At 65.8% G+C, this 25,031-nt stretch carries 23 protein-coding genes; 10 read left to right on the top strand and 13 right to left on the bottom strand.

Going from position 1 to position 25,031, the window contains the following annotated elements; all coding sequences use genetic code 11:
• Positions 1 to 18: 18 nt before the first annotated feature.
• Positions 19 to 2,328 (bottom strand): NADP-dependent malic enzyme, encoded by a 2,310-nt coding sequence (locus LQG66_RS03060; protein WP_231323277.1) that lies wholly within the window; start codon positions 2,326 to 2,328, stop codon positions 19 to 21.
• A 263-nt stretch (positions 2,329 to 2,591) separates the two neighbouring features.
• On the opposite strand from LQG66_RS03060, the gene LQG66_RS03055 reads away from it, so the two are divergent.
• The 3 genes from LQG66_RS03055 (at position 2,592) to LQG66_RS03045 (ending at position 6,912) form a co-directional block, all read left to right on the top strand.
• The gene (locus LQG66_RS03055) at positions 2,592 to 4,568 is read left to right on the top strand and encodes a hypothetical protein (protein ID WP_231323275.1); all 1,977 of its coding nucleotides are present in this window, start codon (positions 2,592 to 2,594) and stop codon (positions 4,566 to 4,568) included.
• A 1,367-nt stretch (positions 4,569 to 5,935) separates the two neighbouring features.
• Positions 5,936 to 6,121, top strand: coding sequence for a hypothetical protein (locus LQG66_RS03050; RefSeq protein WP_231323273.1), 186 nt, complete (start codon positions 5,936 to 5,938; stop codon positions 6,119 to 6,121).
• A 227-nt stretch (positions 6,122 to 6,348) separates the two neighbouring features.
• Positions 6,349 to 6,912 (top strand): sterol desaturase family protein, encoded by a 564-nt coding sequence (locus LQG66_RS03045; RefSeq protein ID WP_231323270.1) that lies wholly within the window; start codon positions 6,349 to 6,351, stop codon positions 6,910 to 6,912.
• A 248-nt stretch (positions 6,913 to 7,160) separates the two neighbouring features.
• Here LQG66_RS03045 and LQG66_RS03040 read toward each other — a convergent pair whose 3' ends face one another.
• On the bottom strand, positions 7,161 to 7,571 hold the full coding sequence (locus LQG66_RS03040; RefSeq protein WP_231323268.1) for a GNAT family N-acetyltransferase: 411 nt from the start codon (positions 7,569 to 7,571) through the stop codon (positions 7,161 to 7,163).
• 223 nt (positions 7,572 to 7,794) lie between these two features.
• Between LQG66_RS03040 and LQG66_RS03035 the strand changes: the two genes are divergently transcribed.
• Positions 7,795 to 8,421, top strand: coding sequence for a LysE family translocator (locus LQG66_RS03035; RefSeq protein WP_231323266.1), 627 nt, complete (start codon positions 7,795 to 7,797; stop codon positions 8,419 to 8,421).
• 270 nt (positions 8,422 to 8,691) lie between these two features.
• A complete protein-coding gene (locus tag LQG66_RS03030) occupies positions 8,692 to 8,925 on the top strand; it encodes a hypothetical protein (RefSeq protein ID WP_231323264.1) in 234 nt (77 codons plus the stop codon).
• A gap of 326 nt (positions 8,926 to 9,251) precedes the next feature.
• Here the strand turns inward: LQG66_RS03030 and LQG66_RS03025 are convergent, their stop codons facing one another.
• From LQG66_RS03025 to aspS, 4 genes are all read right to left on the bottom strand, one after another.
• On the bottom strand, positions 9,252 to 9,491 hold the full coding sequence (locus LQG66_RS03025) for a hypothetical protein (RefSeq protein ID WP_231323262.1): 240 nt from the start codon (positions 9,489 to 9,491) through the stop codon (positions 9,252 to 9,254).
• A gap of 150 nt (positions 9,492 to 9,641) precedes the next feature.
• Entirely contained in the window at positions 9,642 to 11,198 is a 1,557-nt protein-coding gene (locus tag LQG66_RS03020) for an ABC transporter substrate-binding protein (RefSeq protein WP_231323260.1), read from the bottom strand.
• Between the two features lie 491 nt (positions 11,199 to 11,689).
• Positions 11,690 to 12,412 (bottom strand): septal ring lytic transglycosylase RlpA family protein, encoded by a 723-nt coding sequence (locus tag LQG66_RS37225; RefSeq protein ID WP_256460602.1) that lies wholly within the window; start codon positions 12,410 to 12,412, stop codon positions 11,690 to 11,692.
• Positions 12,413 to 12,765: 353 nt separating this feature from the next.
• Entirely contained in the window at positions 12,766 to 14,538 is a 1,773-nt protein-coding gene (gene aspS, locus LQG66_RS03010; protein ID WP_231323257.1) for an aspartate--tRNA ligase, read from the bottom strand.
• Positions 14,539 to 14,802: 264 nt separating this feature from the next.
• Between aspS and LQG66_RS03005 the strand changes: the two genes are divergently transcribed.
• Together LQG66_RS03005 and rnd are read left to right on the top strand one after the other, a co-directional pair.
• A complete protein-coding gene (locus LQG66_RS03005) occupies positions 14,803 to 16,278 on the top strand; it encodes a protein adenylyltransferase SelO (RefSeq protein WP_231323255.1) in 1,476 nt (491 codons plus the stop codon).
• A 411-nt stretch (positions 16,279 to 16,689) separates the two neighbouring features.
• On the top strand, positions 16,690 to 17,838 hold the full coding sequence (rnd, locus tag LQG66_RS03000) for a ribonuclease D (RefSeq protein WP_231323253.1): 1,149 nt from the start codon (positions 16,690 to 16,692) through the stop codon (positions 17,836 to 17,838).
• An 87-nt stretch (positions 17,839 to 17,925) separates the two neighbouring features.
• On the opposite strand, the gene LQG66_RS02995 is transcribed toward rnd, so the two are convergent.
• Positions 17,926 to 18,093 carry a hypothetical protein gene (locus LQG66_RS02995; protein ID WP_231323251.1) on the bottom strand — a complete coding sequence of 56 codons (168 nt, stop codon included), beginning with the start codon at positions 18,091 to 18,093 and terminating at the stop codon, positions 17,926 to 17,928.
• A 29-nt stretch (positions 18,094 to 18,122) separates the two neighbouring features.
• Between LQG66_RS02995 and LQG66_RS02990 the strand changes: the two genes are divergently transcribed.
• Positions 18,123 to 18,299, top strand: coding sequence for a hypothetical protein (locus tag LQG66_RS02990; protein ID WP_231323249.1), 177 nt, complete (start codon positions 18,123 to 18,125; stop codon positions 18,297 to 18,299).
• 21 nt (positions 18,300 to 18,320) lie between these two features.
• Here the strand turns inward: LQG66_RS02990 and LQG66_RS02985 are convergent, their stop codons facing one another.
• Genes LQG66_RS02985 through LQG66_RS02975 form a run of 3 tightly spaced genes read right to left on the bottom strand, consistent with a single transcriptional unit; the run spans position 18,321 to position 20,150 of the window.
• Positions 18,321 to 18,884 (bottom strand): isochorismatase family protein, encoded by a 564-nt coding sequence (locus LQG66_RS02985; RefSeq protein WP_231327673.1) that lies wholly within the window; start codon positions 18,882 to 18,884, stop codon positions 18,321 to 18,323.
• 14 nt (positions 18,885 to 18,898) lie between these two features.
• Complete coding sequence (locus tag LQG66_RS02980) at positions 18,899 to 19,522, bottom strand: GNAT family N-acetyltransferase (RefSeq protein ID WP_231323247.1); 624 nt, start codon at positions 19,520 to 19,522, stop codon at positions 18,899 to 18,901.
• Entirely contained in the window at positions 19,509 to 20,150 is a 642-nt protein-coding gene (locus LQG66_RS02975) for a hypothetical protein (protein ID WP_231323244.1), read from the bottom strand. Before LQG66_RS02975 ends, LQG66_RS02980 begins: the two co-directional genes overlap by 14 nt.
• Before the next feature lie 55 nt (positions 20,151 to 20,205).
• Between LQG66_RS02975 and LQG66_RS02970 the strand changes: the two genes are divergently transcribed.
• Entirely contained in the window at positions 20,206 to 21,249 is a 1,044-nt protein-coding gene (locus tag LQG66_RS02970; protein WP_231323242.1) for a LysR family transcriptional regulator, read from the top strand.
• 16 nt (positions 21,250 to 21,265) lie between these two features.
• On the opposite strand, the gene LQG66_RS02965 is transcribed toward LQG66_RS02970, so the two are convergent.
• Complete coding sequence (locus tag LQG66_RS02965; RefSeq protein ID WP_231323239.1) at positions 21,266 to 22,462, bottom strand: autotransporter outer membrane beta-barrel domain-containing protein; 1,197 nt, start codon at positions 22,460 to 22,462, stop codon at positions 21,266 to 21,268.
• Positions 22,463 to 22,828: 366 nt separating this feature from the next.
• On the opposite strand from LQG66_RS02965, the gene LQG66_RS02960 reads away from it, so the two are divergent.
• Positions 22,829 to 23,038: a cold-shock protein gene (locus LQG66_RS02960; RefSeq protein ID WP_015667237.1), complete on the top strand. Its 210-nt coding sequence runs from the start codon at positions 22,829 to 22,831 to the stop codon at positions 23,036 to 23,038.
• A 164-nt stretch (positions 23,039 to 23,202) separates the two neighbouring features.
• On the opposite strand, the gene purN is transcribed toward LQG66_RS02960, so the two are convergent.
• Together purN and purM are read right to left on the bottom strand one after the other, a co-directional pair.
• The gene (gene purN / locus LQG66_RS02955; protein WP_231327672.1) at positions 23,203 to 23,856 is read right to left on the bottom strand and encodes a phosphoribosylglycinamide formyltransferase; all 654 of its coding nucleotides are present in this window, start codon (positions 23,854 to 23,856) and stop codon (positions 23,203 to 23,205) included.
• A 13-nt stretch (positions 23,857 to 23,869) separates the two neighbouring features.
• On the bottom strand, positions 23,870 to 24,943 hold the full coding sequence (gene purM / locus LQG66_RS02950; RefSeq protein ID WP_231323237.1) for a phosphoribosylformylglycinamidine cyclo-ligase: 1,074 nt from the start codon (positions 24,941 to 24,943) through the stop codon (positions 23,870 to 23,872).
• Positions 24,944 to 25,031: the final 88 nt, after the last annotated feature.

The raw sequence follows: 25,031 nt of genomic DNA, 5'->3' as shown, positions 1-25,031 counted from the left end.
TCGATCACGCCGACACGATCACGCAAACAGCGTCGGCTGCGCGCGCCCGGCCCGCTCCTGCGCTTCGACAGCCGCCACGGCCGTCATGTTGAGAATGCCGCGCGCGGTCACCGACGGCGTCAGGATGTGGGCCGGCCGCGCCGGGCCGATCAGGATCGGGCCGACCGGCACCGCATCCGCCAACACCTTGATCATCTGGTAGGCGACGTTGGCGGCATCGAGGTTCGGCATGATCAGCACATTGGCCTCACCGTCGAGGTCGGAATGCGGCAGGATCAGCTTGCGCGCCGTCGCCGACAGCGCCGTGTCGCCCTGCATCTCGCCGTCGGCCTCGAGGTCCGGCCGGTGCTGCTTCAGCAGCGCGGTCGCCTGGCGCATCTTGCGCGAGGATTCGGTGTCGTAGCTGCCGAAATCGGAGTGCGACACGAACGCGATCCTGGGCTTGATGTTGAAGCGCATGACGTGATTGGCCGCAAGCGAGGCCATCTCGGCGAGCTCCTCGGCGGTCGGGTTCGGCCGCACCTGCGTATCGCCGATGAAATAGGCGCCCTTGCTGGTGATGGTGAGCGCGAGCGCCGCGTAGTCGCTGACCCCCGGCATGAAGCCGATGATCTCGCGCACATGGCGCAGATGGCTCATGTAGCGGCCCTCGACACCGCAGATCATCGCATCCGCCTCGCCGCGGATCACGGCCAGCGCCGCGATCACGGTGGCATTGGTGCGCACCACGGTGCGCGCCGCATCCGGCGTCACGCCGCGACGGCCGGCGATCTCGATGTAGCTCTGCACGTAGGAGCGGTAGCGCGGATCGTCCTCGGGGTTGACGAGGTCGAAGTCGGTGCCCGCCCGGATCGACAGGCCGAACCGCTTGATGCGCGCCTCGACCACCGAGGGACGGCCGACCAGGATCGGCCGCGCCAGCTTCTCCTCGAGCACCACTTGCGTGGCGCGCAGCACGCGCTCGTCCTCGCCCTCGGCATAGATCACGCGCACCGGCTGGGACTTCGCCTTGGCGAACACCGGCTTCATGATCAGGCCGGAGCGGAATGCGAAGCGCTCGAGTTGGGTGGTGTACTCGTCGAAGTTCTTGATCGGCCGCGTCGCGACGCCGGAGTCCATCGCAGCTTTCGCAACCGCCGGCGCGATACGCAGGATCAGGCGCGGGTCGAACGGCGAGGGAATCAGCGAGCCCGGGCCAAACCCTTGCGTCTCGCCGGTGTCGAAGCCGCGCGACACCGCGTCCGACGGCGGGTCCTGCGCGAGCTGGGCGATCGCGTCGACCGCCGCCTGCTTCATCGCCTCGTTGATCGCGGTGGCGCCGACGTCGAGCGCGCCGCGGAAGATGAACGGGAAGCACAGGACGTTGTTGACCTGGTTCGGGAAGTCCGAACGTCCCGTACAGATCATCGCGTCGGGCCGCGCCGCGCGCGCCTCCTCCGGCATGATCTCCGGATTGGGATTGGCGAGCGCCATCACCAGCGGCTTGTCGGCCATCTGCTTGACCATGTCAGGCTTCAGCACGCCGCCGGCCGAGACTCCCAGGAAGATGTCGGCGCCGCCGATCACCTCGGCGAGCGTGCGCTTGTCGGTCTTCTGCGCGTAGACCGCCTTCCAGGGGTCCATCAACGTGTTGCGGCCCTCGTGGACGACGCCGTCGATGTCGGTGACCCAGATGTTCTTGCGCTGCGCGCCCATCGACACCAGCAGATTGAGGCAGGCGATGGCCGCGGCGCCGGCGCCGGAGGCGACGATCTTCACGTCTTCGATCTTCTTGCCGGCGAGCGAGAGCGCGTTCTTGATGGCGGCGCCGACGATGATCGCGGTGCCGTGCTGATCGTCATGGAAGACCGGGATCTTCATCCGCTCCTTGAGGCGGGCTTCGATCTCGAAGCACTCCGGTCCCTTGATGTCCTCGAGGTTGATGCCGCCGAAGGTCGGCTCCAGCGCGGCCACCGTCTCGACCACCCGGTCGATCGTGTCGGCGGATATCTCGATGTCGAACACGTCGATGCCGGCGAATTTCTTGAACAGGACCGCCTTGCCCTCCATGACCGGCTTCGACGCCAGCGGGCCGATATTGCCGAGGCCCAGCACCGCGGTGCCGTTGGAGACGACGGCGACGAGGTTGGCGCGCGCGGTGAGCGTGGCCGCCTCGGCCGGATTGTTGGCGATCTCGGTGCAGGCGGCGGCAACGCCCGGCGAATAGGCCAGCGCCAGGTCGCGCTGGTTGGCGAGCGGCTTGGTGGCCTGGATCTCCAGCTTGCCCGGCCGTGGCAGCCGATGATAGGCCAGCGCTGCGGAACGAAGATCTTCAGAATAGGACGACATACGTGCTCCAGCGTTTCCGACCCCGGTTGGTCTCGTGAGGTGCGTTCAGAACGCATTTTTTCCGGCCGGTGGAACCGCATGTGATGCACGCTGAGCGGTTTTCATGCAACATCGGAAACCATGTCCGTCAACAGACCAGGGGCGGCAAATTCTCAAGTTGGCAGAAGCACATCCCTATCCGATCCAGTCCGCCAACACCATGACCATGAGACCATGACCATTGCGGCCAGCCCGGGCGTCGGGCGTGAGCGGGAGCAGATTGAATGAGCCGGATCTTGATTGGAGCTCTCGTTGCGGTTGTCCTCGGCGTCGCCGGCTTTCTGGGCGTCCCCTGGTATGCCCAGAGCCGTGCGGAGCGTGAGGTCGAGGCCGGCTTCGCCCAGATCCGGCAGAATGGCGCCACGGCGAGCCACGGCAAGGTCGCGTTCGACCTGTGGACCCGCAAGCTGTCGATTGCGGACGTCAAGATCGAATCGGCCGCGCAGCCTCCGGCGAGCGTCACGCTCGGCAATATCGTCGCGACCGGCCTGAGCCAGCCGGACAGCGAGCACGTGGCAGCCAGCAGCATCGAGGTCAGCGACATCACGATGGCCGGCCAGATCCCCGGCCCTTCGGCCTTGCGCTTGAGCTACAAGCTGCCGCAGCTCGTGGTGAAGGACTATACAGGTCCAGCCCGCTTCGCACCGGCACCGGGCACCGGCCCGATCGAGACCTACCGGGCTCTGACGCAGCAATTCGTTGCCATCCGCGCGGCGTCGATCACGGCGCCGCGCATCAACGGCACGATGGAGGGCGATCCCAGCGCCGCTGGCCCGGCCGAATTCGCCTATGGCGGCCTCGTCATCGACGACATCAAGGATGGCCACATCGCGAGCTACCGGGTCGACGAGATGACCTTCACGATGACCCCGCAGCAGCCGAACGGCAAGGCCGCGAAGATGCAGGGCCGCATGGCCGACATCGTCACCAGGGACATCGATGCCAACGCGGTCGCAGCCTTGCTGGCGCCCGACTCGGCCACGGACGACAAGCTCTGGCGCTTCAGCGGCGGAGCCTCCGCCGGCGCCTATGAGGTCAATTCCGACATCGGCCTGCGCATGCACATGGACGGCATCAAGATGGGCGCGTTCGGCGTCCGTCCATCGCGCGTGCAGCTGCCGGCGCTGGTCGCCGCCATGACGACGGGTGCGCCGAAGTCTGCCGCGATGGCGCCGGAGCTGATGGATAAGGTCGCCGGCGTCTACGACGGCGTCCAGTTCAAGGACGTTGAGGTCCTGGGATTTGCAGTCGAGACTCCTGACGGTCCGGTCAAGATCGCGACGACGCGGTTCGATCTCGACGACGGCAAGGGCGACATCGCGTTCGAAGGCTTCGACGGCCGCACGCCCAACGGACCTGTCAAGCTCGGCCGCTTCGCCCTCAAGCGCTTCGACATCGCAGGCCTGCTGCGCCTGAGCGCAAAGTACGGCGCGCCGGGCGCAAAGCCGGCGCCCGCCGAGGCGCTCGCCCTGTTCAGGATGCTCGAAGGAATCGAGCTCAAGGACGTGACAACCCCCTACAGGGCCGGCGGCAAGCCGGTGCGGATCGACAACATCAACCTGAACTGGGGCCAGTTCGTCGGCCCGATCCCGACCCAGGCCCGCCTGGTCGCCAAGATGGCCGGGCCGCTCGATGCGTCCAACCCGGCGCTGCTGCCACTGCTGGTCGCCGGCATCGACACCGCCGCCTTCGACGCCGATGTCGGCCTCGGCTGGACCGAGAGCTCGGGTGCGTTCGCGCTTCAACCCTTCAAGCTCGAGGTCAGCAACCTCGTCGCGGCCTCCGCCAGCGTGTCGCTGGCGCGGGTGCCGCGCGACGTGTTCACGATCGACCTGCAGCAGGCGACGACCGCGGCGGCGCAGATCGAAGCGGTTGGGCTGGAATTGACCCTGCGCGATCTCGGCGCGGTCGACGTGCTCGTCGCCAACTACGCGCGCGGTCATGCGATCCCGCGCGATGCCGCACGCAAGGCGCTGATCGACGCCATCAAGGCCATCGGGGCGCAGGTTGCGGCCGCCAACATCGACGCGGCCAGCGCGGTCGACGCCATCAGCCGCTTCGTCGAGAGGCCGCGCCAGACCTTCACCTTGAAGCTCACCCCGCGCGCCAAGGTGCCGGCGATGCAGCTCGCCCAGCTCATCGCCATCGACCCGCCGAGTGCGCTGGCACAGTTCAAGATCGAGGCGCAGACCGCGCCGTGAGGTCCATGGCGGCGTGAGGCTGGGCCTCTCTCCACCGTCATTCCGGGGCGCGCGACTTGTCCGCCGTAGCTCGAAGAGCGAAGGCGGAAGCGCGAGCCCGGAATCCATACTCCCGGACGCCGGTTGGTGAAGGGAGGTCGTACGTGCAGGCATCTTCTTTCCCACGCAAAGTCGTGGTTATGGATTCCGGGCTCGCGCTGCGCGCGCCCCGGAATGACGTTGGATGGATTTGTGCGCGGGGCTGACATCGACGCCGACGGCGAGGACAACGCTCATCCCATGAGCGTCCGCTCTCCTCGCGTCGTTCATTCACCTCGCGCATGAACTCACCCCGCGCAACCGCGATCCCGCGGCGCGATCGCCCGGGGTTCTGCAGGTCGTTCGGCCCTCGGAAATTCGAAGAGGGCGCAGGGAATGCCGGGTGCTGGCCGCAACCCATGGCCCGCCTGCGAACAAAGAATGCAGGCGGCAGGTACCACAGGTTCAGCCGGTCATCCGGCATTCCCTGCGCGATGGGCTTTTCGGCTGCTTCGCGCTCTCCCCGGGAACCGGGCTTGTTTGCCCCCGTCATCCGCGCGATGCCGCAAGGCATCGGCGCGAACTTGACACCAGCATCGGGGTGTCAGGACCACACGACTTGACCGTCTGCACCCTGCCTTTCGTCCGCGCGCTTGCGCGCGCTGCGACAGACTGCAGCCACCGCCTCCCCACCTCACGTCTCGTGACGACCGCGAACCGTCCCTCTTCATCGAGGCGGGATGGCCGGAAATGTGCGGGTGATTTGCCCGACGGTGCAAGCGCAAACACTGCGACAGAGTGGCACGACGGGCAGTTTGCGCATGAACGGGATGCGGGAATTGCCCGTCGGGCAGACGCGTGATCGCGCGCGATTGTAGAGATCAACCTCAAGCGGTTAGATGCCAGTCCACGAGTGCGCTCGCGGATGCAATCCAGCTTTCTCAGTGGTGGTGCTCATGATCGAATACGCATGCGGCAACCCGCTGGACTCGGACGCCGGGGCTGCAGCCCACAACACCCTAGCAGGTGTTGCACTTGTGTCGTGAGCCCAAGGGATCCATAGCCACAGGATGTTGTGTGGCGGCACGCGCGTGGCTCCGATCTCGTGTCACCGCATCTCCCTGGGGGTATGGGTCCCGGGTCGGCGCCCGCACGGCGCTACGCGCCGTTCCGGCTTGCCCGGGACGACAGCGGGGGGTGAGGCCGTCGCTTCGTCGACGTGTGCTGATCATGAGATCGTGGCTGTCAGCCAAATACTCAGTCGTCATCCCCGCCAAAGCGGGGAGCCATCACCACATGATGTCGCTGGGGGCACACTTGTCGTCGAGTCTTTTGGACAATAACGCCTGTTGCTGGCGAAGCACGATCCGGCTCGCGCTTCAGGCTATTTCGCCTCCCACTTGGACGGCGACAAGCTTCGCGTCCTGACAACCGAAAGTCCAGCGGATGGCCACGTTCGGCTGAAGATCTACATCACCCTTGCTGATCATCTCGACGCAATCGCCTTCGGCGGCCGGTCGTCGTTCGACCCGTAGGATGTGCGTGGCCTGCGATGGCGTCGCGCTGACGCCAGACTATCGAAGCAAGCCCGGTTCGATGCCCGCCCTCACGCATTCACGCAGCTGCCGTATATCTGCGCTACCCCATACCTGTGACGACCTCTCCAAGGGACGCTGATTCGGGCGACGGCTGATCGCGTGGTCGACCTTCCCCAGGGCGCGCGCTCCCCATATCGTCCTTCATATCTCCGTACGGACACGACGTGAATCACAGCAAGATCAGTTACTACGCCGAGCTTTTCATCTACCCGATCGTCGTCGTCGCGCTTCTGCTGTTCGATCTCGCGAGCAGCGGCTTCACCTTGCACCAGCGTTGGCTGCTGGCGGCGCTCGGCGGGGCCATGCTGTGGACGCTCGCCGAATATCTGGTGCACCGGTTCCTGTATCATGAGGTCGCCATCCTCAAGCAGCTCCACGGACTGCACCACGCGCGCCCCAGTGATCTCATCGGCGCGCCGATCTGGGTGAGCGCCGTCATTTTCTTGTCATTTTTCGCGCTCGTCGCCGGCCTTGCCGACCTCCAGACGGCAAGCGGAACGACGAGCGGCCTGCTGGTGGGTTACGTGTTGTATCTGCTGGTCCACGATGCTGTGCATCACTGGCCATTGGCCGGACAGTCCCCGCTGCAGTCCTGGCTGCGGAGCTGTCGGCTCCGCCATGTCCGACACCATCGCGGCCCGATGCCCGGCAATTTCGGCGTCGTCACGGGTGTCTGGGATTACGTTCTTGGCACGGCCCTGGCGCCCGGACGGACACGAAACGCCTGAGACCACGAGCCCGATCAATGCCAACATCTCGCTCATCCTTGTCGCTCATCCTTGGCGAGGTGTCCTACAGCTACAAACCGAGCCTCGGGTCCGGCGTGACCGGTCCGGTCACGATCGCCGACAACGACTGCCTGTTTCCGCGCTGCGCGACCAACGGTCCGACGACTGTCGAGCTTTCCGTACGACGACGTCAAATCCCCCTCTTCGGCGACCTGCACCTGCATCCAGCATCTGCGGCAGAAGGGCTGCTAGCCTGCGCGTGACAGCCGCTTCTCGAAGCACACGGCTTCCGGCCTGCCGACATATTTGCCGAAGTTCGGGATGCGGCGGTAGCCGTGCCGCTCGTAGAACCTGACTGCACGCTGGTTCACCAGCCGGGTCTCCAGCCGGAGGGCACGGTAGCCGAAACCGGCGGCCGCGATTTCGAGATGTGAGAGGATCGCTGCGCCGACGCCGCGCGTGCCTGGGCGCGCATACATCCGCTTCAACTCGGCGATATCCGCATCCAGCGGTCGCAACGCGCCGCAGCCGACGGCCTGCCCGCACGCATCGCTCGCGACGACGAAGCACGCCTGCGGTCCGCGCACATCGTCCGGGTCGAAGGACGACCGGCCGCTGTCGCCGGTGATGCGCGCAAGCGTCGCCGACAGCTCCGCCATCAGGGCTCCCGCATTTGCCGAGGCCGGGTCTTCCAGTGAGATCGTCAACATGGGGGGCCGCGCGGCTCATCCATCATCGTACGCAATCATCATACAAGCGTCTGCAACGATCGGGCAGTCTCCGTTGACCGTGACCGCCGTCGGTCGCCAAGCCCGCAGGCGCGGCTTTGCTTCCCCCACGGGTTGCCGTACAAGATATGGCCCTCTCCCCGACAAGAACGCGATGCCCGAGCTCCAGACCTTCCTCCTCTATCTCGCGGCCGCACTGGTGGTCGCGCTGACGCCCGGCCCCGGCATCTTCTACATCGTGGCAAGGACGCTGGCCGGTGGTCGCACGGAAGGCCTGGCCTCCAGCGTCGGCCTCGGGCTCGGCGGCCTCGTGCACGTGTTCGCCGGCGCGCTCGGCCTGTCGGCGCTGGTTCTGGCGAGCGCGCAAGGCTTCACGGCGCTGAAGATCGCGGGCGCGGCCTACCTGATCTGGCTCGGCGTCAAGACGTGGCGCGAGGCGCGCGTCGCTACGCCGACCGAGGTGACGACGACCGGCAGCCGGCGCGCATTCCGCGAGGGCATCATCGTCGAGGCACTCAACCCGAAGACGGCAGCGTTCTTCCTCGCCTTCATCCCGCAATTCGTCGATCCCGCAGGCCGCGTTGCCGCGCAGTTCATCGTGCTCGGGCTGATCTCGGTGGCGCTCAACACCAGCGTCGACCTGGTGGTGACGTTCTGGGCCGCCAAGGCACGCCATCGCCTGGTCCGGCGGCCAAGCCTCGTCACGCGGCTGCGGCAGGCGTCCGGCGCGGTGATGTGCGGGCTCGGCGGGGCGCTGTTGCTGGCGCGTCGCACGAGCTGACGCTCAGATCGTCCGGCGCCAAGCCGCCACGTTCCATACCCGCGCAGCCGCGGCGTGCCGGCGTTGCTGCCGGCGCGCACGAGCCGATGCGTCTTTGCGACCGCCCCTGCTGGACGGGGGCTAGTCGCGATAGCGGCAGAACTCGTCGCCGTTCTCGTATTCGTAGCAGACCTTGACGCGACGATAGGGCCGCTCCCCGTCGGAGCTCCGCGCACGACGATCCATGTCGTCATCATCACGTTGCGTTCGCGCGTTTCGGCCCGTGGTGCGATGGTCCATGTCCTGATCCATCATGCGGCCCATGCGGTGCTCGCGCATGCGATCCATGCCCATGCGATCGTCGTCGCGCTGTTGCGCGGTCCAATCACGGTTCACCCGCGTATCTTCGGCACTCTGGCGCTCGCGCTCACGAACCTGGTCGGACTGCTGGGGTGTGCGTTCGGGCTGCACGGGGACCGCCTGGGTTTGTCTGGTTCCCGACGGGCTCTCGGCCTGCTGGGCTGATGCTCCTGCCGAGAGGAGACAAGAGGATAGGAATAGGACGGTCGCTGCTGCTGGAACGCGCATGGTTCATCCTCCAAGAGAAGGCTGTCTAACCGTGCGGCTCAGCGTTGGTTCGAACGACACCGCCTGTTTCGATGCTGCACCGCCGAGCAGATGACAACAGGGCGCGGTTCTTCAGATGCGGAGTGAGCGCAATCCGCCAACGTCAACGGTTGAACGTCGCGCCGGCGGCCAAGCCGCCGCGCGTTCATGACTGCCAGAAGCCGCCGTGGCGCAGCAATTCAGGCTCGTTTCTCTGGGTTGCTTCGCGGTGCTGCTCTCTGGTGTCAGCCCGAGATCATGTCGTGATCAATTCCACGTCCACGCCAGTACCTCGCGCGCAGCCGCGGCGCGATCTGCCACGAGAGAACGGCTGCCGCCGCCATGCTCACGGCGATCATGACGGGCATCGCGATCATCGCGTGCCCGCTCAGCGGCGTGAGGAGAATGGTCAGGATTCCCACACCGAACAGGATGGCCTGAACCATCATGAAGACCATCACCGAAATCTGTGTCCGGACAGACATTGCCATCACCCAGGGGTTGTTGCGCATCTAGCTCAACCCAAAATGGGGCGAACGGTTCCGCCTCACCATGGCTCGAAGCCGGCCGCTGTTCTGCGGCGCGGCCCGGACGGCAAGCTCAGCTGTGTCTCGCCGAGCTCGCACCTTCTTGCATCATTCCAGCTCGATCGCCTGGTAGGTGCCGGTCTCGTCGAGCGCGGTGCCCCAGATCTTGTGCGAGGCCTGGTGCTCGGCGCGTCCAAAGGCGAGCGCACTGCCGAGGCCGAGATCGATGCTCTGCATCGATTCCAGCGTGTCGACCAGCCGCTCGGTGTCGAGCGGCGTGGCCTGCTTCAGCGCCTGGATCAGGATGCTCGCTGAGATGAAGCCCTCGAGTGAGGTGTAGTCCGGCGCTTCGCCGGGGAAGTATTTGGCCAGCGCATTCTTGTAGTCGAGCACGAGGCTCGAATAGCCCGCGACCGATGGAACGCCCTGCGTGACAATGACGCCATTGGTGTATTTCGCGCCGAGCAGCTTCAGCTCGGCGGCCAGCGATGTGGATCCGACGGCCGAGATGTTGGCGTAGACCAATCCCGGAACCGCGTCGTGGGTCTTTTCGATGAATTTCGCGGCCGCGCGGTCGGTCGCGATCATGATCACGGCCTTGATCGCGGGCTTGGTTTGCGCCTTCAGTTTGCCGACGGCCTCATCGACATCCAGCGTGCCGCGGGGGAAACCGTAGCGGATGATCGGATCGTTGATGCCGAGCGCGCGGAACGCCTTGGCGACGCCGTTGGCGCCATCGTCGCCATAGGCATCGTTCTGCGCGAAAACAGCGATCTGTTTCGCCGGGATCCGCTTCACTTTCATCAGATAGCGCACGATTGCAGCGGTCTCTTCCGCGTAGCTCGCACGATAGTTGAAGACGTAACGGTCGGGCGGATCGCGGCGAACGACGGCCGAGCCGCTATAGGGCGCAAAGAACAGCGCGCGGCGCTCCAGCGCATAAGGGATCGCCACCGCGTTGTTGGCCGTGCCCATGTTGCCGATGAAGCCGAACACCTGATCCTTCTCGTAGAGCTGCGTCACTGCGGCAAGCGTCCGCGTCGGATCATAGCCATCGTCGGCCGCAATCAGTCGCAGCATGCGGCCGTTGATCCCACCGGCGTCGTTGGCGCGGTTGAACGCCGTCTCGATGCCGAGCTTCATCTGGCGCGCGGGCTCCTTGCGGACGCCCGAAAACGGGATGACGGTGCCGAAACGGATCTCGGTGTCGCTGACGCCGTGCGGAAGGGCGGGCGGAAGGTTGGCCGTGGGCTGCGTCGCCGCCGCCGCGGTCGAGGGCCCCAGCGCGAACGACAGCGTGGGTGCCGATGGCTGCTGCTGAGTCAGCGACCGCTCGAGCTCTGCCAATTGGCGTTCTGCGGTCTGACAGTTCACCTGTGAGGACGCGATCCGGCCGCGCCCCTCGGCGATGTAGCTGTTGAAGCTGCGGATGAGCGGATCGCGCTCGCCGTTGTTCGAAGCGGCCTGCCGGATCACCTCGCCGAACTGGTCGATGATGGTCTGGACGCGCCCCTGCGCAATGGTCGGGCAGGTCGCGGCCTGACCGACGACCGGGCCGACGCGGGAAGCGAGATCACGAACGACATCGGGGGAAATGGGGAGAGCGGAGGCCGTAGGGACAAAGACGCAGGTTCCGAGAAGGAGCACACACCAGCGAACGGTCATTTGATTATCCGTCTTCTTCTGATTGGTTGGCTATTCACTCCATCATTCAGACAGGGTCCTATTAAGGATAGGTTGCCTGACACCGCTATTAATCCGCGCGGTATCTCGATAAATTTGCTTCTCCCAACGTTGTGCGCTGGTTCGAGCTTCGTCCTTGAAAAACCCCGGACTAACAACCCTTCATCGATTAGTACTCGGAATCAAGCAGTTGCCGGCTTGTTGGGCAGCCAGCCTGGATGCCGAGTGAGGAATTGCTGCGATGCTCTGATGCGCCCGGTCGTGCTCGCAGGTCCCGGGATGAAGATACGTGCAGCCTTAACCAGCGCTGACGCGAGAAGATAGAATGCATGGGACCCAGGACGGCCGGGTCACCTTGCGCTGGAGAGACATCGCCGGCAAGCGATGCCCGGCATTGCGGGAGGCGGCCGGGCGCGCGCCATGGCTCGGCGCAAGACGGCAGCGGAGTGTGCGGAACAATCCGCCTGACGATATCAGCGACTGATCTGAGCCGTCCCGTTTGGCAACCGCAGCAGCGTCAGCCGCGTCGGCGCGGGGCGTGGCAATGGCCGGGCATTGGCGGGCGCGGCCTGCTGCGCCGGCGGCTTGTGCGGTCGCGGCTTCGGCCAATGCACCACGCTGAGCCGGACGTCGGCGAGGCCCGTCTCCACCATGCCAAGCTTGGCGGCCGCGGCATAGGACAGGTCGACCACGCGACCGTCGATATAGGGGCCGCGATCGTTGATCCGCACCGTCACCGACTGCCCGTTGTCCAGCCGCGTGACGCGCAGCCGCGTGCCGAACGGCAGGCTGCGATGCGCGGCGGTCATGGCGGTGGTGTCGAACACCTCGCCGTTCGCGGTCGGCTGCGGCGCCGTGTAGTAGCTGGCGACGCCGCGCGGCACGTAATGCGGCCGGCGGGGCTTGGGAGGTGGCGCAGGCGCAACCGTGGCCTGAGGCGACGGGCTCGCTTGAAGCGTGGGCGGCGATGGAGCCTGCTGTGTGAGCGCGGCCTGATTGCCCGGCGTGCCTGCATCAGGTCGGGCGGACACCTCCGGCGACCGCGCGCAGGCCGCGAGCGACGCGGCCGACAGCGCGACGATGATCCAGCGGACGAGCGCAGCAGCAGACGCTGCGTGATCAACGCGCGGGTGCGGCCGGGCCACGCCGGCCTCGTTATCGAGGCCGAATGCCCGTCCATGGCGGGTCGACGCCATGTCTCCTCCTCCCCGTGCCCCAGCGGGAGAAGTCGACTAGGCAAAATCGGCGTGGTGGCGACGGAACCGTGACGACAGCGGACCGACTCGGTGGAGGTCCAGGGATGACATACCGCGGTCCCGCAACGCGGCCGTTACGGCTCGGCCGCTGCCAATCGAGTTTGGCGCGGCTGGAAGCTGCGAGCGGCGCGGTCCCGTAGGGCGGGCCAAGGCGCTGCAGAACTCTCGCCTCGCGCGCGATCGCAGTGGCGCCGTGCCCACCCGTCTCGCCGCGTAACGCACCGATGGACGGTGGGCACACAGCCGCCTCACGGCGGCCGCTTTGCCCACCCTGCTCCACAGCGTCTGCCGAACTACTTGTTCGGCAGGTTGGTCTTGATGTGCAGCTCGCGCAGCTGCTTCGTGCTTGCTTCCGACGGTGCGCCCATCAGCAGGTCCATGGCCTGCTGGTTCATCGGGAACAGCGAGATCTCGCGCAGGTTCGTGGTGCCGCAGAGCAGCATCACGATGCGGTCGACGCCGGCGGCCATGCCGCCGTGCGGCGGCGCGCCGTACTGGAAGGCGCGGTACATGCCGCCGAAGCGGTCGACCACTTCCTGCTCGCCATAGCCGGCGATCTCGAACGCCTTCACCATCGCGTCCGGCTTGTGGTTGCGGATGCCGCCGGAGGCGATCTCATAGCCGTTGCAGGCGATGTCGTACTGGAACGCCTTGATGGTCAGCGGGTCCTGCGTCTTGAGCGCCTCCAGGCCGCCTTGCGGCATCGAGAACGGGTTGTGCGAGAAGTCGACCTTCTTGTCGTCCTCGTTGTACTCGTACATCGGGAAGTCGACGATCCAAGCCAGCGCAAACCGATCCTTGTCGATCAGGTTCAACTCCTCGCCGACCCTGGTGCGGGCCAGACCCGCGAACTTCCAGAACTTGTCGGGATCGCCCGCGACGAAGAAGGCGGCATCGCCTTCCTTGGTGCCGAGCTGCGTCCTGATCGCAGCGGTGCGCTCCGGGCCGATGTTGTTGGCAAGCGGGCCGGCGCCCTCGCCGCCCTCGCGCCACATGATGTAGCCGAGGCCCGGCTGGCCCTCGCCCTGCGCCCACGAGTTCATGCGGTCGCAGAACGCGCGGCTGCCGCCGGATGACGCCGGGATCGCCCAGACCTGGTTCTTGGGATCTTCGAGCATGCGCGCGAACACCTTGAAGCCGGAGCCGCGGAAGTGCTCGGAGACGTCCTGCATCTCGATCGGGTTGCGCAGGTCCGGCTTGTCGGTGCCGTATTTGCGTAGCGCCTCGGCGAACGGAATCCGCGGCCAGCCCTTGGTGACCGGCTTGCCCTTGGCAAATTCCTCGAACACGCCGGTGACAACCGGCTCCAGCGCCGCGAACACGTCCTCCTGGGTGACGAAGCTCATCTCGACGTCGAGCTGATAGAACTCGCCCGGCAGGCGGTCGGCGCGCGGGTCCTCGTCGCGGAAGCACGGCGCGATCTGGAAGTAGCGGTCGAAGCCCGACATCATCAAGAGCTGCTTGTACTGCTGCGGCGCCTGCGGCAGCGCGTAGAACTTGCCGGGATGGATGCGCGACGGCACCAGGAAGTCGCGCGCGCCCTCCGGCGAGGACGCGGTCAGGATCGGGGTCTGGAATTCGAAGAAGCCCTGCTCCTTCATGCGCCGGCGCATCGAGTCGATGATCGCGCCGCGGGTCATGATGTTGGTGTGCAGCTTCTCGCGGCGCAAATCGAGGAAGCGGTATTTCAGCCGGATGTCCTCCGGGTAGTCCTGCTCGCCGAACACCGGCAGCGGCAATTCGCCGGCCGGACCTAGCACCTCGATGTCAGCGACGTACAGCTCGATCTGGCCGGTCGGCAGGTCCGCATTGTCGGTGCCGTCAGGGCGGCGGCGCACCTTGCCCTCCATCCGCACTACCCATTCCGAGCGCAGCTTCTCGGCCAGGCTGAACGCCGGCGAGTCCGGATCAACCACGCATTGGGTGAGGCCGTAATGGTCGCGCAGGTCGACGAACAGCACGCCGCCATGGTCGCGAATGCGGTGGCACCAGCCGGACAGCCGCACCGTCTCGCCGATGTTGCTCTCGCGGAGCGCGCCGCAGGTATGGGTCCGGTAGCGATGCATGGTCGTCCTGAATTCGTCGTCGAAAGGGATGGGAATCGGCGCAAGCCCAAAGGCGCTGCCGAGTGCGCGCAGGGTTTAGCCGAGCCGCCCCGGCGCGGCAACCAAGGCACCGGGCCTTTTTCGCACCCAGCGCCGGGAAAACGGCGGTTCGGCGAGCCGGATTGCAACCGGCGGCGCTGCCGCCGGATTGGGCTGCCGAGGGATCGCTCAACTGGCCGCCGTTTGGGCTCGAAAAATGGGCGTCTTGCGCCTATCTTGGGAGGTATGACCGTGCATTTTCCCTTCCAGAACTCCTATGCGGCACTGCCGGACAATTTCTTTGCCCGGGTGGCGCCGACCCCCGTCGCGGCGCCGCGCCTGATCAAGCTGAACCGGCCGCTGGCCGCCGAGCTCGGGCTCGATCCGGCCGAACTGGAGACGCCCGAGGGCGCCGAAATCCTGGCCGGCAAGTCCGTGCCCGAGGGCGCCGAGCCGATCGCGATGGCCTATGCAGGCCACCAGTTCGGGCATTTCGTGCCGCAGCTCGGCGACGGCCGGGCGATCCTGCTCGGCGAGGTCGTCGACCGCAACGGCGTCCGCCGCGACATCCAGCTCAAGGGCTCCGGCCCGACGCCGTTTTCGCGCCGCGGCGATGGCCGCGCGGCGCTCGGCCCCGTGCTGCGCGAATACGTCGTCAGCGAGGCGATGGCGGCCTTGGGCATCCCGACCACCCGCTCGCTGGCGGCGGTCGTGACCGGCGAGCAGGTCTATCGCGGCACCGCCCTGCCCGGCGCGGTGCTGACGCGGGTCGCCACCAGCCACATCCGGGTCGGCACCTTCCAGTATTTCGCCGCGCGCCAGGACACCGACGCGGTGCGCCAGCTCGCCGACCACGTCATCAGCCGGCACTATCCCGATCTCGCCGGCACCGAGCGGCCCTACCACGCTTTGCTCGATGCCGTGATCGCACGCCAGGCGACCCTGATTGCGAGCTGGCTGCTGATCGGCTTCATCCATGGCGTCATGAACACGGACAACAGCTCCGTCTCCGGCGAGACCATCGATTACGGCCCGTGCGCCTTCATGGACGGCTATGACCCGAAGCAGGTGTTCTCCTCGATCGACGAGTTCGGCCGCTATGCGTTTGCCAACCAGCCGCGGATCGCGATGTGGAACCTGACCCGGTTCGCCGAATGCCTGCTGCCGCTATTTGGCGACGACAAGGACCAGGCGGTCAAGCAGGCCGAGGCCGCGCTCGACGGCTTCGCTGCGCAGTTCACGGCCGCGCACCAGGCGGGGCTGCGCCGCAAGCTTGGCCTGTTCACGGAGCGGGACGGCGACCAGCCGCTGGCGCAGGCGCTGTTCGACGTGATGGCGGCAGCCAAGGCTGATTTCACCCTCACCTTCCGCGGGCTCAGCGAGGCTGCGGGAAGCGGGGACGCCAGCGAGGTCCGCGCTCTGTTCGAGGAGCCGACCGACTTCGACGAATGGGTCCCGCGCTGGCAGCAGCGGCTCGCCGAGGAGCCGCAGACGCCGGCCGAGCGCCGCGCGGCGATGCGCAAGGTCAATCCGGCCTTCATCCCGCGCAACCACCGCATCGAGGCGGTGATCACGGCCGCGGTCGAGAACGACGACTACAAGCCGTTCGAGGAGCTGCATGCGGTGCTGGCGAACCCCTATGACGACCAGCCGGAGTTCGCCGCCTACGCCGAGCCGCCCCAGCCGGACGAGCGCGTGCTGCAGACCTTCTGCGGGACATAGCGCGCGCTTTTAACCTCGCGTGCACCATCGGGGCCGGCCGCCGCCGGTCCTTAAGAAACGATCAACGCAGCCCCGACAAGTTGAAACAACAAGTCGGGGAGGTCGCGAACGTGGACGCGCTGGTGTTCGAATTCATGGGTCTGGCGATGATTGCGCTGTGCCTGATCGTGCTCGCCGTGCCCTCAGGGCGCCGGCCCTCGGGACGCGTCCGACATCACTGATCGGCCTCATCCGGGAGCGCCGCCGCGGGCCCGCTGTCAACCATAGAGCGATCGTCCGGGCGCCCAGTGCTTGCCTTCGGGCCCGATTGGGCCGACAAGCAGGGACGAATTTATCCCGTACCCTTTGCCGACAGCCTTGACTTGTCAGCGTTTTCGGACGACGGCGTAAGTGCCTCGTCATGGATCGTTCATGGACTTGATCACCACCACCGCCGATCTTTCGGCCGCCTGCGCCCGCCTCGCCCAGCACCCGGTCATCACCGTCGATACCGAGTTCCTGCGGGAGACCACATATTACCCCTTGCTCTGCGTCGTGCAGTTGGCGAGCCCAGACGAAGCCGTGGTGATCGACGCGCTGGCCGTGGGCATCGACCTCAAGCCGTTCTTCGCGCTGATGGCCGACGAGAAGGTGCTCAAGGTCTTCCATGCTGCGCGCCAGGACATCGAGATCATCTGGCATCGCGCCGGCATCGTGCCGCATCCGATCTTCGACACCCAGGTCGCCGCGATGGTGTTGGGGTACGGCGACAGCATCGCCTATGACCAGCTGGTCGAGCGCATCACCGGCCACCGTCCCGACAAGACCCACCGCTTCACCGACTGGTCGCGCCGGCCGCTGAGCCATGAGCAGGTGCACTATGCCGAGGCCGACGTCACGCATCTGCGCGACGTGTTTGCAGCGCTCGATGCCGATCTGAAGAAGCGGGGCCGCAGCGACTGGGTCAGCGAGGAGATGGAGATCCTGACCTCGCCGAAGACCTACGACTTCCATCCCGAGCGCGCCTGGGAGCGGCTGAAGACGCGGGTCCGCAAGCCGAAAGAGCTCGCGGTGCTGATCGAGGTCGCCGCCTGGCGCGAGCAGGAGGCGCAGAGCCGCGACGTGCCGCGCAGCCGGGTCATGAAGGACGACGCGGTCGGCGACATCGCCACCCATGCACCGACCTCGATCGAGAAGCTCGGCGGTCTGCGCTCGCTGCCCAAGGGCTTCGAACGCTCGAAATGGGGCTCAGACATCGTCGCCGCCGTGCAGCGCGGGCTCGCCCGCGACCCTGCGGCGCTGCCCAAGCTGGAAAAGCCGCGCAACAACTCCAATGGCGCCGCGATCGTCGAGCTGCTCAAGGTGCTGCTGCGCATGACCTCGGAGCGTCACGCGGTCGCCAGCAAGGTGATCGCGACCGTCGACGATCTCGAGCAGATCGCCGCCGACGACGAAGCCGACGTGGCCGCGCTGCAGGGCTGGCGCCGCGAGCTGTTCGGCGAGGCCGCGCTGGCGCTCAAGCACGGCCGGCTGGCGCTCGCGATCGAGAAGGGCCGCGTCGTCCGAGTCGACCGGACCTAAACCCGGCCGGCAGCCGCGATGTGCCGCACCCGGGAGTTTCCCCAGTCGATTGCGCACCGCGCCACACCCGGCTACGGCCGGCGGACGTCATTCGGATCCAGCCTGCCCCCTCAACTCCGCCTCTATTGTCTGGGAAACCTCAACCAGAGCCATCGACAGGATGTAGACGCTCGTCGGCAGGTCGAGCTGACGCGCCCTTGCGATGGCCGCCTGGAGGTTGCTCGCCAGCTCTTTGAGCTCTTCCTCACGGGTCATGTCGGGTCTCTCGTTCCTGGAGCTACCGCGTGAGCAAAGACGATTGCGAACCGCCAGAACAGAAGCTGCTGCGGCTACTCAGCGAAAATCCTGTTGATTTGCACGTCGTCGAGGCTTTGCGACTGGTGGTTGCATTCAACAAGATCAGCGATCCGTCTGACCGTCGCATGGTCATCGATCTGGCCGAGCGGCTCGCCGGCGGGTGATGGCTTCACCGCCGGCCCCGGTTACACCTCGAGCCGGCCACTGGCGCCGATCACGTCGGCGCTGTCGAGCACGCCGGCGAAATTGCTGATCACCTTGGTGACGACCAGCTTGTACGAGGCGACGTCGCCGACACAGGCCTGCCGGCAGGCCACCGCATCCACGATCACCTGATAGCGGTGACTGCGATGGAAGCCGTCGACCACCGTCGAGAGGATCGTCTCGTCGAGCGAGAAGCCGAGCACGACGCAGCGCATGCTGCGCATGTTCGACATGTATTCGGCGAACCGCGCCGAGCTGTAGGCCGACGGCAAAGGGTGCTCGAACGTGAGCTCGCCAGGCGTCGGCTTGAAGTCCGGAAGCCAGTTCGTCAGGTTGGAGGCCGGGTTGAACCAGGCCGCCTGCGCGATCCGCTTGAGGTGGATCACCGGCCAGAGATTGTCGCGCCAGAGCGCGATCAGCTGCCGACAGCGCGGCATGATGGCGTCCCCGTCGGCAATCAGATGCTGGCGCCCCTCTGCGAGATATTCGCACTGCAGGTCGGCGCACACCAGAACCGGCGGATTGGTTTCGATCGCGCCGAACATGTCTCGGTTCGCCATCACGGTCTCGCTGCAGCGAAGTCACGCAAGGGCGAGGACGCCGGCCGGCCGGCGGAGATATCGAGCACCCCCGGACGATCCCAGTCACCCTCGGGACGGATGATCAGATAGGGATCGCTGTCGAGCGTGATCGCGTCGTTGCAGGGCTCGAGATCCAGCACCATCTCGGTGTAGGAGAAATCGGAGAAGGTGAGCTTGCGGTTGTGGCCGAGCGGCTTCGCACCGAAATGCGCCCAGAAGTCGACCAGGCGGTCCTGGGCATGACCATAGGCCTTCTTGAAGCCTTTGCGCCTGCAATAATCGAGCGCTTCGCGGACCAGCTTGAACGACAGCCGCGAACGCCGGTACTGATGCCGCACCGCAAGCCGCTCGACCTTGGCGAACTCGCCGAAGAAGCGCACGCGCACGCACCCAGCCGGCTGGTTGCCGACGAAACCGAGGAAATGCGCCGCGACGAGATCGTTGCCGTCGAACTCCTCCTCCATCGGGCAGTCCTGCTCGGTCAGATAGACCGCCGAGCGGATCGCGGTGACGAGCATGAGGTCGTTCGGATCGCGCGCGATGCGCACCGTGATGGCGCGTGAATTCGATTTTGCCGTCCTGGCTGAACTAATGTCGTGCATCCGCAAGACTCCTCTCTGCGAAAATCCTTGTCGATTGAATCGAAGGCGCGATCACCTCGGGCAGCCGGTTCCATGGCCGCTGATACCACCACAGATCCGGCTGGAAGCTCGGAACCGGCGTGAAGCCGAGTGCTCCGAGAAACGCGCGTCCTTCCGTGCTCGACGGCTGCGCGTAGTAATCGGCCGCGTGAAATCTCGGCCCCCTCAGCGCCTGCGCAACATTGCCGAGACCAACCGTTCCTCGTCCCTGCGCAACGAGCGCCCAGACATAGATCGCCGCAACCTCTTCGTCCGGTCGCGCAAGGTGCCTGCGCGCCGGATCGTTCAAATTGAACGCATCCAGCAGCAGCGCATCGAGACCCGCGCAGTTCAGATACAGGAAGGCAATGCCGCCGAGCAGTTTCCGGCCGCGATAGAGCGCGAAGATCGACTCCGGATCGTACCGCAGGAATTCCGCGAGCTCCTGCTCCGATGCGCGCACGCCGGGGATCTCTCGCCTGGCGAGTTCTGCGAGCTCGCCGAGCCGATCGGACGTGACGGGCTGCGCCGTGACCAGATCCGTCGCCGGCAGCGCATCGAGCTGATGCCGCAGGGTGAATTCTGTGCTTCCGCGCTGCAGGTTCTGCATCTATGTTTCCAGCTTGACTTTGATGACGTCATCATACTGGTCGGGGCTGGAGGGTATGCAGCAACATTTGCATCGGGGTGCTGCATCTACGCAGCGCAAGAAGACTGATGAAACGCTTAACGCTTCGTGGGAAGATTTAAGAGCTTTTCTCCTTTGTACGCGGCACCAGAGTTTCAGGAACGCGGCGGAAGTTCTTGGACTGACCGGCACCACGCTGATGCGCAAGATCGACCGGCTCGAGCACGAGCTCGGATGCAAGCTCTTCATCCGGGATCAGTCCGGCCTGTCGCTGAGCGACGAAGGCCGCTCGCTGCTGTTCGACGTCGAGCAGATGGAACGGCTGAGCTTCAGCATCTTCCGGCGCGCGTCACTCTCGACCGATGCTCATGGATCGGTACGGGTCGCCGTGACGGAAGGGCCCGGCAATTTCTGGATCCTGCCGCGTCTGATCGACTTCCAGAAGACCTACCGCAGGATCATGGTCGAGTTGAACTGCGCGATGGAGCAGGCCGACGTCTCGCGCCTGGAAGCGGACATCTCGATCCAGTTCGCGCGGCCGACCAATCCGGATGTGATCGTCACCAAGCTTGGCCGGCTGCACATCTACGGTTTCGTGTCGGAAGCCTATCGCGATGCCTATGGATTGCCGGCATCATTGGCCGACCTCAAAAATCATCGGATCATCAAGCAACACGGCATGCAGCTCGACGAGACCGGCTATGCGCGCATCCTCGGTCTCGAGTCGCTCGACGGCATCGTCGGCATTTCAACCAATTCGAGCGTTGCCGTGCTCTACGCCGTCGAGCGCGGCGCAGGCGTCGGATTCCTGCCGACGTCGGCGATCGCGCTTGGCGCACCGCTGGTGCCGATCGACCTGGGCATCAACTACCACATGGATCTGTGGCTGACCTATCACAAGGAGTTTCGCAACTCCGACCGGCACAAGATCGTGATTGAATGGCTGAAGCGCATCTTCGATCCGAAGGCCCATGCCTGCTTCCGGGATGAGTTCATCCATCCCCTCGATCTAGTGCCTCTGATGGCCCAGGCGCGGGAGACCGTCGGCTTCGATGAATACGTCGCGCCGAAGCCGGCGTAGAACGACAGTTGCCGATCTACCATTTGAGTTCAAGGCCGAGCGTGCCCTGATGCGACTGCAGCGCGGAGCGGAGCTTCGCATCGTAGCTCAGATAGACGCGCGCCGTGCTGCTCAGCGACAGCGAAAGCGCCGCACCTGTGTCCGCGCCATAGCGCCCCTCGCCAAGTCCTTGCAGCGTGATGCTTTGCGCACCGAGGCTGACGGTCACCGAGCCGAGATTCTGCGAAAAATTATCGACGAGCTTGCCGTAGGCCGAGAGGTCGAGAATCCTGCCGTCAACGACGAAATAGTGGCCGAGCTCGGCGCCGATCAGAACGCGCGCGCGTTCCAGCGACGTCCCACTGACCGCCAACGGATCGAGCCCGCCTGCCTCCTGGAACCCCGCCGTCGTGGCGCGCGCATATTCGAAGGCGAGCTTCGGAACCACCCGGCTCTCTCCGGAACTCCAATAATAGTCCAGCTCGCTCAGCACGCCGGTGATATGGGCGCCATAGGCCGACGTCGTCGTACCCAGGCTCGTGTCGCGGCGCGCCTTGATCCCGCCGAAGCCGTGGACGATGGCGACGGCCCAGGTCCAGGGCCCCTGGTCGACCGAGGCGTTGAAGCCCAGTTGCGTCAAATCGAGCGTGGCCGACTGCAGCGCCAGCGGGACATCGACAGCCGTGCGGCTCTGATCGACCGACAGGCCGATGTTCACGCCGGCGCCGAGGCGCATGCCGAGACCGGCAACGCCGCCCCAGGTCGTCCTGCTGTCGCCGACGAAGTTGCCTTGCGCCTTGGCGCGGGCCGTCACGCCGTAGGTTTCACCCCAGGCCCTGAAGCGCGGCTGGTCCGCGGCTTCCGACGCGCCGCCGCCCCCGGGGTTGGTCCGCAGCAGCCGGCCGCCGCCGTGAGTGGCCTGGTTCCCGAGCCGCTCGAGGAAGCTCGATCCGAGATCGAGCACGGATCGGCCCGATGATAGATCTGAACTGATCGCGTTCGGTGCCGGGCTGGGCGATGGGCTCGGCGTGGGCGTCGGGGTGGGAGTCGGCGTAGGCGTCGGGGTCGGGGTCGGGGTCGGGGTCGGGCTCGCCGAGGTGTTTGGAATGCCGGCAGCGTCCGCCGCGCTCGCCATCAGGGCAAGGGCAAGGCCGGTCGCAACGGCAAGCAGCGTCGAACCGCGTGAAACGGTGCTCGATCGCCCATCCTGTGTGGCCTGAGATGCCCCGCGCATCGCTGCCCGCCCGCCATCAGCTCAAATTCGTCGAAATATTGGCCGCGAGGATTTGCCTGCAGTTCCCGCCGGCCGTCAATTGCGATCGCCGCTGCCGCGCCTGCGCCTGCGAAAATTGTGGTTCCCGCGCCACACGCTACGCACTGCGGTACCACGACCAGTCGCGACTGCGCGACGCGTTCTCATCACCGTCTCAATCTTGATATCGGCAGAAAATCGTGTTGCTATCTCAGCACAATCGGATTTGGCCGTTCGACTGTGCGTTTCGCAACTTCGGAAATTGAGCAGATCTCGGGAAAGCCGGTTCGTGGCGTGGCACGCGGTGAGCGTGGCCGCGTCTTTTTTAGTCTAGACGAGGAGACAACGATGCCGACCTACAAAGGCAGCGTGAAATGGTTCAACCCGACCAAAGGATATGGGTTCATCAAACCGGCCGGCAGTGACAAGGACGTCTTCGTCCACATCTCGGCTGTCGAACGTGCGGGGCTGACGACGCTCAACGAAAACCAGGCCGTCGAATACGATCTGGTGGAGAGTCGCGGCAAGGCCTCGGCCGAGAACCTGAAGCTCTCGTGAGCATGCTCCAGGCAGGCGGCGCCTCCGCGCGCACTCCGACGCCAATCAACACGGTCGGCGCAACGCTCGCCCGCCGCGGATGATCAAACTTCGTCACAGTCGCATTGGCTGCCATGATGTTCCCCGGCTTTGCCGGGGATTTTTTTGACCAGCCGGCACCGCTACTACGAGACCATGGGCCAGATCAGCGATTGATCCGCCAGCTCCACGGCCGAAGTCCTGCACAGATCGCCGTCGAGCCGCACCTGACTCTTAGCCAGCAGCCGCAGCGCCTCGGGATAGATGCGATGCTCGATGCCGAGGATGCGTTCCGATAGCGTGTCCGGCGTGTCGTCATCCCTGACCACCACGGCGCCCTGCAGAACGATCGGTCCGGCATCCGTCTCCGGAATGACGAAATGAACCGTTGCGCCGGAGATCTTCACGCCGGCCCGCAACGCCTGGCCGTGCGGATCGAGGCCGGGAAAGGACGGCAGCAGCGAGGGATGAATGTTGAGCATCCGCCCATACCAGCGCTGCACGAACTCCGCCGTGAACAGCCGCATGAAACCGGCGAGGCAGATCAGCTCGATGCCGCGCGCATCGAGCGCCTGCTGCAGCTTCGCTTCGAAGCCGGCGCGGTCCTTGCCGAACGGCTTGCTCTCGATGATTTCGATCGGAACACCGCTCTCCTGCGCCTTCTGAAGGCCCGCAGCGTCGGCGCGGTTGGAAATGACGACTGCGATCTCGGCAGGGAAATCCGGCCCGCCCGCCGCACGGATCAGCGCGGCCATGTTGGACCCGCGACCGGAAATCAGGATGGCGACGCGGCGCTTCATCGGATCACCGTCGTCAGAGCGAGAGATCGAGCGCGCCGCTATAGACCACGCGCTGCTCGCCGCTCGCAGCGATGACCTCGCCGAGCAGCGCGACATGTTCGCCGCTCGCGGTAAGCACGTCGGTGACGACGTCGACAGCCTCGGCCTTCACGATCGCAATCATGCCGATCCCGCAATTGAAGGTGCGCAGCAGCTCGAGCTCGGCGATCCCGCCCTGCTCCGCCAGCCATTTGAACACCGGCAGCACCGGCAGGCGCGCAAGGTCGATCGACACACCCAGATGTTTCGGCAGCACGCGCGGAATGTTGTCAGTGAAGCCGCCGCCGGTAATGTGGGCGAGCCCCTTCACCGCGCCGGTCTCGCGGATCGCGCGCAGACATGATTTCACATAGAGCCGCGTCGGCGTCAGCAGCGCGCCGCCCAGCGTCATGACCGGCGCAAACGGCGCCGGCGCGTCGAAGCCCAGGCCCGACTGCGCGACGATCTTGCGAACCAGCGAATAGCCGTTGGAATGGACCCCCGACGAGGCGAGCCCGAGCACCGCGTCGCCCGCGGCAATGTCGGCCGACGGCAACAGCGTGCCGCGCTCGGCAGCCCCCACTGCGAAGCCGGCAAGATCGTAGTCCCCGTCCTTGTAGAGGCCGGGCATTTCCGCCGTCTCGCCGCCGATCAGCGCGCAGCCGGCTTCCCGGCAGCCTTCGGCGACGCCAGCGACGATCGATGCCGTCGCCTCGGGATCGAGCTTGCCGCAGGCGAAGTAGTCGAGGAAGAACAGCGGCTCGGCGCCCTGCACCACGAGATCGTTGACCGACATGGCGACCAGATCGATGCCGATGCCGGCATGCAGCCCGGTCTCGATCGCGATCTTGACCTTGGTGCCGACGCCGTCCGTCGCGGCAACCAGCACCGGATCCTTGAAGCCGGCGGCCTTGAGGTCGAACAGACCGCCGAAACCGCCGATCTCGGCATCCGCGCCCGCCCGGGCGGTCGCGCGCACCATGGGCTTGATCAGATCGACCAGACGATTACCGGCATCGATATCGACGCCCGAATCTGCATAAGTGAGCCCGTTCTTGCGCTCGGTCATGGTAAAAACCCCTAATCTGGCCGCTGGTTACGTCGGAATCCGGCGGCGCGCAATGGCTCGCAAGGGGCTCGTCCCCATACTATCTAAA

The organism is Bradyrhizobium ontarionense, assembly GCF_021088345.1.
Taxonomy (GTDB): domain Bacteria; phylum Pseudomonadota; class Alphaproteobacteria; order Rhizobiales; family Xanthobacteraceae; genus Bradyrhizobium; species Bradyrhizobium ontarionense.
Note: the sequence above shows the minus strand (reverse complement) of the source record. Positions and strands in the feature narration are given on the sequence as shown.

Bases quoted from the DNA above. Each gene is read 5' to 3' on its own strand.
- LQG66_RS03060 (WP_231323277.1), bottom strand. From the start codon at position 2,328: ATGTCGTCCTATTCTGAAGATCTTCGTTCCGCAGCGCTGGCCTATCAT.
- LQG66_RS03055 (WP_231323275.1), top strand. From the start codon at position 2,592: ATGAGCCGGATCTTGATTGGAGCTCTCGTTGCGGTTGTCCTCGGCGTC.
- LQG66_RS03040 (WP_231323268.1), bottom strand. From the start codon at position 7,571: ATGGCGGAGCTGTCGGCGACGCTTGCGCGCATCACCGGCGACAGCGGC.
- LQG66_RS03035 (WP_231323266.1), top strand. From the start codon at position 7,795: ATGCCCGAGCTCCAGACCTTCCTCCTCTATCTCGCGGCCGCACTGGTG.
- LQG66_RS03030 (WP_231323264.1), top strand. From the start codon at position 8,692: ATGGTCCATGTCCTGATCCATCATGCGGCCCATGCGGTGCTCGCGCAT.
- LQG66_RS03025 (WP_231323262.1), bottom strand. From the start codon at position 9,491: ATGTCTGTCCGGACACAGATTTCGGTGATGGTCTTCATGATGGTTCAG.
- LQG66_RS03020 (WP_231323260.1), bottom strand. From the start codon at position 11,198: ATGACCGTTCGCTGGTGTGTGCTCCTTCTCGGAACCTGCGTCTTTGTC.
- LQG66_RS37225 (WP_256460602.1), bottom strand. From the start codon at position 12,412: ATGGCGTCGACCCGCCATGGACGGGCATTCGGCCTCGATAACGAGGCC.
- aspS (WP_231323257.1), bottom strand. From the start codon at position 14,538: ATGCATCGCTACCGGACCCATACCTGCGGCGCGCTCCGCGAGAGCAAC.
- LQG66_RS03005 (WP_231323255.1), top strand. From the start codon at position 14,803: ATGACCGTGCATTTTCCCTTCCAGAACTCCTATGCGGCACTGCCGGAC.
- rnd (WP_231323253.1), top strand. From the start codon at position 16,690: ATGGACTTGATCACCACCACCGCCGATCTTTCGGCCGCCTGCGCCCGC.
- LQG66_RS02995 (WP_231323251.1), bottom strand. From the start codon at position 18,093: ATGACCCGTGAGGAAGAGCTCAAAGAGCTGGCGAGCAACCTCCAGGCG.
- LQG66_RS02985 (WP_231327673.1), bottom strand. From the start codon at position 18,884: ATGTTCGGCGCGATCGAAACCAATCCGCCGGTTCTGGTGTGCGCCGAC.
- LQG66_RS02980 (WP_231323247.1), bottom strand. From the start codon at position 19,522: ATGCACGACATTAGTTCAGCCAGGACGGCAAAATCGAATTCACGCGCC.
- LQG66_RS02975 (WP_231323244.1), bottom strand. From the start codon at position 20,150: ATGCAGAACCTGCAGCGCGGAAGCACAGAATTCACCCTGCGGCATCAG.
- LQG66_RS02970 (WP_231323242.1), top strand. From the start codon at position 20,206: ATGCAGCAACATTTGCATCGGGGTGCTGCATCTACGCAGCGCAAGAAG.
- LQG66_RS02965 (WP_231323239.1), bottom strand. From the start codon at position 22,462: ATGCGCGGGGCATCTCAGGCCACACAGGATGGGCGATCGAGCACCGTT.
- LQG66_RS02960 (WP_015667237.1), top strand. From the start codon at position 22,829: ATGCCGACCTACAAAGGCAGCGTGAAATGGTTCAACCCGACCAAAGGA.
- purN (WP_231327672.1), bottom strand. From the start codon at position 23,856: ATGAAGCGCCGCGTCGCCATCCTGATTTCCGGTCGCGGGTCCAACATG.
- purM (WP_231323237.1), bottom strand. From the start codon at position 24,943: ATGACCGAGCGCAAGAACGGGCTCACTTATGCAGATTCGGGCGTCGAT.